The sequence below is a fragment of the Lacrimispora sp. genome (genome assembly GCF_032078915.1).
Taxonomy (GTDB): Bacteria; Bacillota; Clostridia; order Lachnospirales; family Lachnospiraceae; genus Lacrimispora.
This window is the reverse complement of record NZ_DAMAUN010000136.1, coordinates 1-11,159: the sequence shown is the minus strand read 5'-3', so window position 1 is coordinate 11,159 and position 11,159 is coordinate 1. Positions and strand designations below refer to the sequence as shown.

The following is an 11,159-nucleotide window of genomic DNA, read 5'->3' as shown; positions in this document are numbered from 1 at the left end:
AGTCGTTATCTACAATAAGTGCGGAAAGGGTTGCATTGTTTATAGCAGTAACGCCAACCGTAGCAACGCCGGCAACCGTAGCAACTACGCTGTAAGTGCAGCAGTCATCGTTGCACAGATCACAGTCGCAAACGAAGAAGGAGAAGGTATTACTATCAGTAATAGCTACAAGCCGTGAAAAAGTCCAGATTGGCCCTACGGGAATAGGAGTCAGCATGCCTTTGCACTGTTTGAATATCTGGAAATTCAGAGTAATAACAGCAGCAGTAGTAACGATATTACTTGCAAATTCAAATTTAATACATGGGTTTTTTAACCCTTTTGAATCTACGTTTACAGTGGCCAGAGTAAAGGCAGCGCCGGCAACTGTTGCCAATGGAAGGGTTACGCCTCCCTGGCTGCCGCATTTTAAAATAGTTCTGTTTGGTTTAATTCTTTTGACGGGACGCTCGCATACGATACTGCAGTTGCAGTCCTCACATTCATCACAATCGCATTCACATATTCTCATATCAAGATCATTCATGATGTGACCTCCATTTTGCTTAATAATTAGGAATGTTTCGTTATACCATCATGGTATACTACATTATATTATCAAGAAGAAAATATGCTACAACTCAATAGACAATATCTCTTATGATGTCATAATTTGGCCGCCGTTTCCTGCAATTAGCGGATCCTTAAGGTCAGATCCTTATGATTCATAGTAACCAGTAACCGGTAAACATCATGTTTCCATGAAGTTTTCAAACGTTCATCCGTAATTGGGATCACTTCTTTTTGTATATTTGATGCACCTTCGATAAGAAGGCTGCCCAAATCTCCGATCTGTACGGTATTTTCATATACAGTGGGTTCCTCATAGAACATAAGGGACAGCACGGGACATGGAAGATCCCCTTCGTAATGATCGGATATCGTGATTTCTTTTCCCTTTTCCAGTACAGCGTTCCGGGTGTAGGATTTAATCCGTTCATCCGGGTAGGCAGCTTCCAAATCCATGGAAATATGGCAGACAGAGGTTCCTAATTGATGGGTCACGTTTTTCGCCCGGTAATCAGATCCATCCCTTTGCATGATCTGGGTCCCGCCGTCAAAAAAGGCAGGCAGATTGTGATACTGGGATTGCATGGTCCAGATGTCATACCGGTCTTTTGAAAAGGTTTTTTTCGTATAGGTCTCTACCCCAACGTCTATAAACATGGGCTTCCCATCCTTGTAAATGGTAAAGCTCCCTGTGTCGTTGTGATTATGGCTGTCGTCATTATCCCCGGCTTTTACGGCCAGATAAAGATGCTCATCTCTGGCTATGAAGAGCCCAACGCTGTCATACCAGAAATCCCGGTGGGCAATGGGAGATTTGGCAAATGAAATCATTTCCTTATGGGTAAATACAGTCTGTAAACGGTAAAACAGGTTATGTTCCTCAACGGTTAAGGGATCTTCACTGCTTTGGTAATCCTCTGAGGCAAAAGACATAAGCTCCTCATTTTTCGTCCGCTTGCCAAAGAGGTATTCCCTGGCTCCGCACCGACCGGCAATGGGAGAGCAGTCTGCGAAATTCACGTAATAAACATCATGAATGTGAGCGGTCAGTATGTAGGAGGCAATGTTCCTGATTTTTTCGATTTCGTACGCAGGAAGAAAGGCATTGTCTGATATTCCATTTAAAACCTCAAGGCAGTTAAACAGGCATAATCCTGCGTGACGGTAGTATTGGGCGCCTTCATCGCAGCAGCCGTCTTCCCCATATTCATCCAGAAAATAATCAATACTTTTGCATGCCTTTTTAAATATATCCTCTTTTTGGGCTTTTGGAAGCTCTCTTGTAAAGGCGGAGAGAAGCACGTTCTGGGTACACCAGACTGTCCAGTTATTCATGTGGCTGGCTCCGTCACCCATCCACCAGAAGTGTTCATTAAGGTAAGGAGTGAAAATCCTCTCCTCAAGATTTTTATTGATCATCTTTGAGAGGAAGGGAGTGACGGAATTAAACTCCTGCCTTAAAAGGTACTCTGCCACGGCCAGTACGGAAGCCGTTTCCGCTGCAAATAAATCAATGACAGGGCGGGTAACATCAGGAAGGATAGAGGGTGGTGTGTCGCGGATGTAGGAGTTATGGGCAGGAAGCTGCCATGCGTTTTCTTCGCAGATCAAAGAAAGCCCGTTGATGATATCATCAAGAAATCTTCCCTTATATTCTGCGCATTCAGCCAGGACCAGGGCATCAAGAGCGGTCCTTCTTAAAAACAGCTTATCCTGAAAACGGCTTCTGTTTCCGTTTCTGGTAAACTCCATGTAATCCACAGCAGTTAATGAAGGATAATCAAAATTTAAAAAAACTTCTCCGTTTTTAATGAGGCGGCTTATGAGATCCTCCGTCAGAGAATCCCAGGTATCCCGGTCAGAGGCCTGGGGAAAGGGAGAAAAGCAGGACAAAGATTTCTTTAACCCATTTGCTAGTTCTGTAATCATGGCATGTACACTCCTTATTTGTTTACGTCAGGGTTGACGGTATTTTGCTGTATAAATTCACGGGGAGAAAGCCCGGTGACTTTTTTAAAAACTTTACTGAAATAAAATGCACTTTCAAAGCCAAGCTGATCAGCTGCCTCATAGATTTTCATATCCTGTTCCATAAGGAGGGCTTTGGCCCGGTTGATCTTAGCCTGGGCAATGTATTCTGAAAAACCGGTCCCGCAGTTTTTCTTAAACAGGATGCTTAAATAATTGGGACTTAAGCCGAATACTCCGGCCACTTCGTTTAAGGTGAGTTTTTCTGATACATGGTTGTTGATGTATTTTTGTACATTGGTTATAACATGAGCTTTGTAGGTTTTTCGTTTGGATTTCAGCACTTCACAAAGTCCATCCCGGAAAATCGTCATCCACTCGGCGATCTGCTCCACATTGGTAAAACGATATATGGAGCGGTACCCGTCACTATAGGATGAAAAGATCTCCGACATATTTTCCTCTCCGTCGGGAAGAAGGGAAAGCGCTAAATAAAGGATGTTGCAGGCTCCGTCTGCGGCCTGGGAAAACCGAAGGGGATGAGTTTCAAACAGCTGGATGATTTCGGTCAGAGTACGGAATAAAACATCCGTATCAAACTCATTAAAGGCCTTGGTTATCTCACTTTTAAATACGGAGATATTAAAAGCATTGCGGATGGAGGCAGTATCATTGCCGGTGAACATCACGATGGGCTGCGCGGTACCGGCCCGTCCAAATGCCTGGCGGGCTTCCTGGTAGGATTCGCTGATTTTTAAGGGCTGGCTGACCGGGGTTCCGATTCCCGTGAGAACCGTAACGTTAAAATAATTCCGGATCATATCTGCCACGTTGCGAAATGCATCGAAAACAGCTTCTGTTCTATAATCTGCCAATTCAAAGAGGTGAAATACCACTGCAAAGTGCTTCATATCAAGACTTACCACATAGGCGGGAAGATGCCTGCCGATAATTTCCTTTGCCATTTGCAAGGCACTGTTATAAAGGTTCATGAGTTTTCCATAATCCATTTCCCTGCTGGTTTCTTCCTGGAACTGGCAAAGGGCGGTAAAATAGCAGGTTTCCGTAAAGTCCAGCCTTAAATCTTTGGACTGAAGCTCAAACTGTTCCTCATTGTCAAAGAGGTTATGCAGGATCCGCATAAAAAATTTTTCGTAATAGCTCTGTAATAAGGGTCGCCCTGAATCCTTATATCCCATGGAGACCTGAATGGTTTCCAGGCGGGAGAGGGTCTTTTTTACGGCTTCCTCCAGAGCCTTTGCATTTAATTCCAGCTTGATTAAATAGTCTACGGCCTCATAGGTCATAGCCTCCTTGATGAGCTGGAATTCCTCGTAGCTAGTTAGAAAAATAAACAGGGGGATCTTTCCGTAGGTTTCCCGGCAGGTCTTTGCCAGGGTAAGCCCGTTCATAATTGGCATGCGGATGTCGGTAATGACAATTTCCGGTGAATATTCTGCGATCATTTCGAGGGCATCCTGCCCGTTCATAGCAGTACCGCAGATCTCAATGCCGTAATCCGCCCAGTTTATCATGGATTTTAATCCGATCTGAACCAATGGTTCATCATCTGCAATCAATAATTTTATCATATATATTACCTTTCGGCTGTTTGATTTTCTGAATAAAGGGCATAAGGTATTAAAATGGACATGGTGGTGAAGCTGCCAGGACAGCTCTCAATGGTGATTCCATATTCCGGGCCAAAATCATATTGGATGCGCCTGTTAACGTTGCTGATACCAACTTGCCGGAAAAATTCAGTTTTGTTCTGGCTGCCGGTCTTCTCATGGAGAACCTTATCAATGGTATACTTGGACATTCCTACGCCGTTATCGGTTATATCTATTTTAAGTGCTTTTTTGAGCCCCAGATTTGTGCTTCGGGCTGAAACAGTGATCTTACCAGCTGTTTTTGCAGGCTCTATTCCGTGGAACAGAGCATTTTCAATGATGGGCTGGAGGGTAAAACGGTGAATTTCACAATTGTATAAATCCTCTGTTTCAATGAAATATTCGATGGTGACACTTCCTCCATAGCGATATTTCTGGATCAGGAAATAATCCTTTACCAGATCCAGCTCTTCCCTTAAAGGGATCTTGGAAGTGGTACCTTTTGAAACATTTTTAAGAAGCCTGGCCAGGGCAGTGGTCATATCTGCAATTCCGTCTGCATTCTGAATGGTTGCCATCCACTTGATGGAATTTAAGGTGTTATATAGGAAGTGGGGATTGATCTGGCTCTGCAGGATCTGGTATTCCAAATCCTTTTTCTGTTTTTCATCAGTTACCCGTTTTTCCATCAGGGTGATAATATTTTCTGACATATTATTGATTCCCTTGCCGACTTCTCCCAGCTCATGATTCCACTCAATGGCCGTATCCCTGGAAAAATCCCCCTTTGAGATATCATGGATTTTACTGCTGAGCCTGTGAATGGGGTCCATGATGATCTTGTTTAACAGGAAGGCGAGGAGTATGCCAAGTGAGACAATGGTAAGGCAGATTGCCAGGATCAAAAGGGTGTATATATTTTTCTGTTGGCCAAGCTGCTGCTCAGAAAGTACCTGTGATAAACTCCAGCCGGCCATACCCTCGATGGGCCGTTCCAGCAGGGTCCGTTTTTTCCCATCGTTCATGGTAACGGAGAGAACCCTGGTTCCTTTGGAGAGAGATTCGTTTCCGGTTAGTTTTACTGGATTGGTGTAGGGCATTTCCATTTCCTTTAAGCCGTTTGAATTAAAACCGTAGATTTTATCTCCAATGGTAATAAATAGAATACTGTCCTCGGGAAGAGGATAGGAGGCCAGGTAATCGGTGAAGATCCGGGAGGAAATTTCCACATAGGACCAGCCAATGACTTCAGAATTAAATTTGTTGGAAACCGGACGTACGATGGGAATAAATTGGTCCAGGCCTATATTGGAAAATGGATCTTTTACCAGGCCGATCCAGAGGAAATCGTCGGATCTGTAAAGCGTTTCAAAGAAAGGTTCATTTTTAATGATCCTGGCCGCATAGGAGGAGGAGTTGTTTGCCAAAGCCGCAATTTGAAGGAAATTGTTTTCATTGGAAGAAGAAACGATGACCCGGGACATGTATTCATTGGACCTGGTGTTGTAATATTCTTCCTTTAAACGGCTGTGGGAGGAAAGGGCCATAGGGCGCAGATTATCAAAGTCCTTGGTGGATGTAGGGAGCTTTGGCTGGTCTTTAAACGCTTCCAGATAATCCAGTACGGCACTGTTGGAGCAGCACCATTTGCTGAAATAGATAATATCCTTCATATCTGCCCCAATGTTGTTGCTTACAACTGAAAGGCTGAATTCCACAGACTGGATCTGGTTTTTTCTTAAGAAGGACTGGAAAACTGAGAAACAGACAGTTGTAGTCAGAACGGTGATGAGCAGCGTAATGGCTGCCGTGAGTACCATAATTTTTCCTCTTATGGTCTTTGGGATGAGCTTTTTCCACATGATAAAATAAAGTCCCTTCTTTCCATGGATCGCTTGTAATAATGGTTTTAACATCTACAAAGGTAGCCTATTTAATGTAAAATGTCAATGAAAAATCAGCTGCTTTTTATATACAAACGTGTTAATTTGTATACAAAAGAGAAATATTACTGCTTATCATAAAAAAGTGCATGTTTTAACAAAGTGTAAAAGAAATGTGAATAAAAAGTGAATATTATGAAAGATAAATTCCATTTTTAATACCGCAATCCAGCGTTATAATAGGAACCATGGTAAATCACGGGGATCATGCGGGGTTTACTGAAAAACAATCAAATCAGGAGGGATTACAATGAAAAAAAGAACACTGAGTATTGTTCTGGCATGTGCCATGACAGCAGCCAGCCTGGCCGGATGCGGCAGCGGTTCTAAAGGAACCACGTCAGCTCCCACAGAAGGCGCGGCAGCGGAGGCGACGAAAGCTTCAGAGGCAGCAGGAGGACAGACCACATTAAAATGGTCCGTATGGGATATCGGCTTAACAACCTATTACCAGCCTCTCATCGATGCTTTTGAAAAGGAGCATCCGGATGTGAAGATAGAAATGGTTGATTTAGGCTCCACCGATTATCAGACGGTTCTGGCAACAGAGCTTACCGGAAGCGGTTCTGACTTTGACGTGGTCACCATAAAGGATGTTCCTGGCTATATGACGCTTGTGAACAAAGGCGTATTAGAGCCTCTGGACAGCTATATCCAGTCTTCAGGTGTTGATCTGACACAGTACAAAGGCCTTACCGATCAGATCACGGTTGACGGAAAATTATATCAGCTTCCGTTCCGCAATGATTTCTGGGTGTTGTTCTATAATAAAGATATCTTTGACAAAGCAGGCGTTGCTTATCCAACCAATGATATGACATTTGAACAGTATGACGATCTGGCAAGAAGTCTGACCGTAGACACTCCCGGACAGGAGGTATATGGCGCTCATTACCATACATGGAGATCAGCCGTACAGCTTTTCGGCGTTCTGGATGGAAAGAACACCATTCTTGATGGAAAATATGAATTCTTAAAGCCATACTATGAGATGGTTCTTGGAGAGCAGGAAGACGGAGTATGCCAGGACTATGCTACTTTAAAGACCAGCGGCTTACATTATTCCGGCGCATTTGCCCAGGGAAATGTTGCAATGATGAACATGGGTACATGGTTTATCTCTACCTTAATGGATAAGGTTCGCACCGGCGAGTACACAGACTGTACCAATTGGGGCATTGCCAAATACCCACACGCAGATGGAGTAGAACCAGGCTCCACCCTTGCGACCATTACCTCTTTAGGAATTCCGGCCAAGGCTCCTCATAAGGATCTTGCCTGGGAATTTATAAACTTCGTAAGTGGTAAAGAAGGCGCAGAAATCCTTGCATCTACCGGTACGATCCCGGCTGTTATGAACAGCACGGTTGCTGATCTGGTATCCAGTGCAGACGGATTCCCTAAGGATGACGGAACCAGCGTAGAAGCTCTTAACACCTCTAACTTATACTTAGAGATGCCTGTAAATGCAAAGAACTCCGAAATTGAGACGGTATTAAACGAAGCCCATGATGCTATCATGACAGGCGGCATGTCCGTAGATGAAGGCATTGCCCAGATGAATGAAAAGGTTAGTGCAATTCTTGCTCAGTAACAGGTAAACAAAAACGGTATCATAGAGGCGGGCAGCAAAAAGCCCGCCTCATTTAAAGAAACTTCTGATTTGATTTGACGATTGAAAAAACAGCGTGCCCTGCTTCATCGGGCGTCAACAGGATATGAAAGCATATCCGCTTGATTCTTTAGACGATAAAAACGGGAAAAGGAGGATAAGCAATATGGCGAAGATAATAACAGAAGCGCAAAAACAGGAAAAAATCGCGGAGTTAAATAAGAAACGGGATGCTTTAAGCCTTTTATTGAGAGAGGCTGAAGGAACCCGTAAGCGGGATGTCCTGATTGCGAAAATCGAGACAATAGATGAGAAAATAAAAAAGGTGCGGACAGGGGAACGGTTCACACGTCAGGAAAAGAGGGATATGGTTGCATACTCCTTCATCGCCCCCAACTTTATCGGATTTGCAGTATTTACACTTGGCCCCATTATTTTTGCTTTTATTCTGGCATTTATGAAATGGGATGGCAACAGTCCGCTGGAATTTGCCGGACTTAAGAACTTCGTTGATATGCTTGGAAGTGCCAGATTCCATGCTTCCTTTACCAATACCATTGTATACTGTATTGCAACGGTTCCTTTGACACTGGCCTGTGCCTTAGGACTGGCCGTGGTTTTAAACCAGAAAGTCATGGGAAGAAATTTCTTCCGTACGGTGGGATTCTTCCCCTATGTGGCGTCCTTGGTAGCGGTGGCAGCCGTATGGAATATGCTGTTCAGCCCTCAGAAAAGCGGTCCCATTAACATGATCCTTTATCATCTGGGCGTCAATGCAAAAAACCTTCCAAAGTGGTCCGCAGATCCTCACTGGGTGATGTTTACCATTGTACTGTTCAGTGTCTGGAAGAACATGGGCTATTACATGGTTATCTATCTGGCCGGACTGCAGGGAATCAATGGAGAGCTTTATGAGGCGGCAGGCCTTGACGGCTGCAATTCCTGGCAAAGGTTCCGCTATATCACATGGCCCCAGCTTCAGCCTACTACCTTCTTTGTTACCATCATTCTGACCATCAACTGCTTTAAGGTTTACGACATCGTGTACATGCTTGCAGGCGGTTCCAACGGAATTGTAAGTTCCCAGGCAATGGTTCTGGTTTACCACATTTACGAAGAGGCGTTCCGCAACTGGAATTTAGGATATGCAAGCGCGGTAGCAATGGTGCTGTTCTTAATGGTTCTTGCCATCACGCTGGTTCAGTTCCGCGGCGAGAAGAAATATGCAAACTAGAATAAGGAGGAAACGAAATGAAAGTAAAAAGCACAAATTATAAAATCAGCAGATGCCTCCTCTATGTGGTTTTGATCATTCTGACAGCTGTTATGCTGATTCCTTTTGCATGGATGTTTTCGGCTTCCTTAAAGCTGGATAAGGATGTATTTATTTTCCCGATCCAGTGGATACCGGAAAATCCAAGATGGCAGAATTATCTGGATATCTGGACAAAGATCCCGCTTATGACCTTTGTATTAAACACGGTGAAGATCACATTGATCGTTACCTTTTTACAGCTATTGACCAGCAGCTTTGCTGCCTATGCGTTTGCTAAGCTGAAATTCAAATACAGTAACATCTTATTCATGGCTTACATCGCCACCATTGCGGTTCCATGGCAGGTATATATGGTTCCCCAGTTCATGATGATGAGAAAATTCGGGTTAAATGATTCCCATCTTGCGATCATCTTCCTTCAGGCGTTCTCAGCGTTCGGCGTATTCATGATGCGCCAGTTCTATCAGGGGATTCCCGATGAACTGTGTGAGGCTGCCAGGATCGACGGCATGAGCGAGTATCAGATTTACGGAAGGATCATGCTCCCATTGTCAAAGCCGGCGCTGTCAACCTTGACCATCTTTACCTTCGTAAGCACCTGGAACGATTTTTTAGGGCCCCTGATCTATCTGAAAACAGAAGCGAAAAAGACCCTGCAGTTAGGGCTTAAGATGTTTATCAGCCAGTACAGTTCCGAATATGGCCTGATTATGGCTGCATCGGTACTTTCCCTGATCCCGGTCCTCATTGTGTTTTTGTCCCTGCAGAAATATTTCGTAGAAGGCATTGCAGCAACCGGAGTGAAAGGATAATGAAATGGAAACAATAAAGAATTTCGTGGATAACATCCATAACGAGGCTTATAAGGACAGCTATGCCTCTCCCTGCCTGGGGACCAATTCCTATGTGATCCCAGGCGGCAGGACAGAGCAGTCCCTGGACGGAGCCTGGAACTTTTCCGTCGATATGTATGATAACTGCTTAAGGGCCAAATGGTTTCTGGAGCAGGAGGTGAATTCAGAGGGGCTTAGGGTTCCTCTGGATTATGGCTTTGACGACTGGGAGGAGATCAAGGTTCCGGGAGTATGGAACCTTGCAAAGCCGGAATATTTTTATTATGAGGGACCGGCGGTATACAGCCGCCGGTTCTCTTTTAAGGATTCCTCCAAAGGACATGTGTTTCTACGGTTTGGGGCAGTATCCTATGAGGCCAGGATCTTTTTAAACGGAAAATTCCTTGGTGTCCACAAAGGGGGATCAACCCCATTTTGCGTTGAAGTTACGGAGGACTTAAAAGAGGATAACAGGCTGATCGTGGTCGCTGACAATACCAGACGGCAGGATCAGATACCAAGTGAGAATACGGACTGGTTTTTATACGGCGGCATTTACCGGAGTGTATCTCTTCTTTGTGTGCCTCAGACTTATATTAAAGATATGAAGGTATTTCTGGCAGATCGGGAGAAAAAGGAAGTCAGTGTTTCCATAACTCTTGGAGGTTTTGAGGACATTGAGGAAGGGGAGGCGGTTTTCACCATACCAGAGCTTCAGGTGGAAGAGGCAGTTCCCTTAGGAACGGGTGGACGGGGACAGCTGACACTGGAAATCAGCGGACTTTCTTTGTGGAGCCCGGAAAGCCCTAAGCTGTATGAGGTTTTCCTGCATCTTCGTTCCGGCAGTAAAACACTGGATCAGGTGAAGGACCGGGTGGGCTTTCGTACCGTGGAAACCAGAGGCAGAGAAATCCTATTAAATGGAATGCCGGTTTTCCTTCGTGGTGTCTGCCTTCATGAGGAGACAGAGGACCATGGGAAGGCGGTTACAAAGGAGGACATCCGTCAGGCATTTGACTGGGCAAAAAAGATGAACTGCAATTTCCTCCGTCTGGCCCATTATCCTCATACGGAATGGGTTTCAGAACTGGCAGATGAGGCAGGCCTTCTTCTATGGGAAGAAATTCCGGTTTACTGGTGGATCGATTTTGAAAACCCCAGGACCTTAGAGGATGGGAAAAACCAGCTGACCGAGATGATGAACCGGGATTATAACCGGGCCAGTGTGATTATCTGGTCCGTAGGAAATGAAAATCCTGATACCGATGAGCGCTACCACTTTATGAAGGAGCTGGCAGAGACAGCAAAGGAATTTGATTCCAGCCGTCTGGTATCCGCCGCTTGTCTGGTTGATGCGGTGAATTT

8 protein-coding genes are annotated in these 11,159 nt (G+C 44.7%); 4 read left to right on the top strand and 4 right to left on the bottom strand.

Translation table 11 applies throughout. The annotated features are described in order from the left end of the window. The 4 genes from RT269_RS28285 to RT269_RS28270 all read right to left on the bottom strand — a co-directional run. Positions 1-526: DUF4489 domain-containing protein (locus tag RT269_RS28285; protein ID WP_313187722.1), on the bottom strand; the 526-nt coding region annotated here is incomplete at its 3' end. A gap of 146 nt (positions 527-672) precedes the next feature. Next, complete coding sequence (locus RT269_RS28280) at positions 673-2,478, bottom strand: heparinase II/III domain-containing protein (RefSeq protein WP_313187721.1); 1,806 nt, start codon at positions 2,476-2,478, stop codon at positions 673-675. A 14-nt stretch (positions 2,479-2,492) separates the two neighbouring features. After that, positions 2,493-4,109 carry a response regulator transcription factor gene (locus RT269_RS28275; RefSeq protein ID WP_313187720.1) on the bottom strand — a complete coding sequence of 539 codons (1,617 nt, stop codon included), beginning with the start codon at positions 4,107-4,109 and terminating at the stop codon, positions 2,493-2,495. A 5-nt stretch (positions 4,110-4,114) separates the two neighbouring features. Next, the gene (locus RT269_RS28270; RefSeq protein WP_313187719.1) at positions 4,115-6,046 is read right to left on the bottom strand and encodes a sensor histidine kinase; all 1,932 of its coding nucleotides are present in this window, start codon (positions 6,044-6,046) and stop codon (positions 4,115-4,117) included. 277 nt (positions 6,047-6,323) lie between these two features. On the opposite strand from RT269_RS28270, the gene RT269_RS28265 reads away from it, so the two are divergent. The 4 genes from RT269_RS28265 to RT269_RS28250 form a co-directional block, all read left to right on the top strand. Further along, the gene (locus tag RT269_RS28265; RefSeq protein WP_313187718.1) at positions 6,324-7,667 is read left to right on the top strand and encodes an ABC transporter substrate-binding protein; all 1,344 of its coding nucleotides are present in this window, start codon (positions 6,324-6,326) and stop codon (positions 7,665-7,667) included. A 184-nt stretch (positions 7,668-7,851) separates the two neighbouring features. Further along, on the top strand, positions 7,852-8,919 hold the full coding sequence (locus tag RT269_RS28260; RefSeq protein WP_313187717.1) for a carbohydrate ABC transporter permease: 1,068 nt from the start codon (positions 7,852-7,854) through the stop codon (positions 8,917-8,919). Positions 8,920-8,936: 17 nt separating this feature from the next. Then, positions 8,937-9,773 carry a carbohydrate ABC transporter permease gene (locus RT269_RS28255; protein WP_313187716.1) on the top strand — a complete coding sequence of 279 codons (837 nt, stop codon included), beginning with the start codon at positions 8,937-8,939 and terminating at the stop codon, positions 9,771-9,773. 4 nt (positions 9,774-9,777) lie between these two features. After that, on the top strand, positions 9,778-11,159 hold a 1,382-nt coding region (locus RT269_RS28250), incomplete at its 3' end, for a glycoside hydrolase family 2 protein (protein WP_313187715.1).